The organism is Bartonella sp. MR110HLJHH, from assembly GCF_042194225.1.
Lineage (GTDB): Bacteria > Pseudomonadota > Alphaproteobacteria > Rhizobiales > Rhizobiaceae > Bartonella > Bartonella grahamii.
This window is the reverse complement of the sequence record NZ_JBHIMQ010000062.1, coordinates 1-1,349: the sequence shown is the minus strand read 5'-3', so window position 1 is coordinate 1,349 and position 1,349 is coordinate 1. Positions and strand designations below refer to the sequence as shown.

Here is a 1,349-nt window from a genome sequence, read left to right as displayed (position 1 = left end):
CGGTCATCTCAAGATTGTTGTAGTTGAAGGTGTGATGGAAGATATTACCCTTGATGGGCATAAAGTTGGAAGGAAATCTCAAGGAGAAATCACCACGGCTTTTCCAAACCTTATTGGGAAGCCGACCAATCTGCGCCAGATAGAGCAAGGGCTTGATCAAATCAATCGGCTTTTCTCACGCCAAGCCACCATTAATCTTGGTGCGGGGAGCAATTCGGGTGGTTCGATACTCGATGTTCATATTGAAAAACAGAAACCTTGGCTTATTACGCTTTCCAGCGATAATCTTGGCGCTAAAGCAACAGGAATTTATCAAACGCGCTTGAGCCTTTCTTTTGATGATCTGTTAGGGATCAATGATCAATGGTCGTTTAGCTATCAGCGTTCTATGGATGGTAGTCCGTATCATTTTTCTCACAAGCGCCCCAATAGTGATACTCTAACGGGATCATTTTCTCTTCCCTATGGCACTTGGACAACAGGTTTTGATGGGACGTGGAGCCAATATCATTCAAGTGTTAAGGGGATATTTTCCGATATTATGACTGCGGGTAAGTCTTTATCGCTGACGCCATGGATTTCACGGGTTATTGACCGTGATCAAGAGGGAAAGACCTGGCTTACGGGACGGTTGACATGGAAATATTCTGATAATTTTATTATGGGCAGTCGGGTTGATGTTTCCAGCCGTAAATTGGCTATTGCAACCTTTGAGCTTGATCATTCGCGCAAGTGGCTTGGAGGAGAATTAAGCGCGCATATAGGGTTTCATAAAGGTTTGGCAATTCTTGGCGCTTATGATGATAAAGAGCAAGAGAATGCAACAAAAAATTCACCCAAAGGGCAATTTTCCAAATTGTCTTTTTCTCTAGGCTACGTGCGTCCTTTTTCGCTTCACCAGTATAACTTTCGCTATAACACACTGTTTTCAGGACAATTATCACCCGACACGTTGTTTAGTTCAGAGCAAATATCGCTTGGTGGCAGTTCCTCTGTGCGCGGAGTGCGTGAGGCGATTTATTATGGCAATAATGGGGCGTTTTGGCGCAATGAATTGTCGCTGTTGTTGCCAGGTTTTTCTTCGAACATGGGGCGTAAATTTATGAGCCAATTTTCCCCTTATATGGCGCTTGATCTGGGAGCCGTGGCCAATGATGTAAGCAAAAACAGCTTTGGCGGGAGTCTCGTTGGGGCAACTCTTGGTTTCCATGCAACCGGAGACATTACGGATGTTGATGTGTCTTATTCGAATATTTTAACCCAATCGACAGTGCGAGAAAAGGGAAATTCGACAGGGTTATTTCAAGTGCGGGCATTATTGAGATTTTAGAGCAAAGGGGCGGTAAAAA

1 protein-coding gene is annotated in these 1,349 nt (G+C 44.2%); it reads left to right on the top strand.

The genetic code is table 11. The annotated features are described in order from the left end of the window. Nucleotides 1-1,330: ShlB/FhaC/HecB family hemolysin secretion/activation protein (locus tag ACFIKB_RS09300; RefSeq protein WP_375653470.1), on the top strand; the 1,330-nt coding region annotated here is incomplete at its 5' end. Nucleotides 1,331-1,349: the final 19 nt, after the last annotated feature.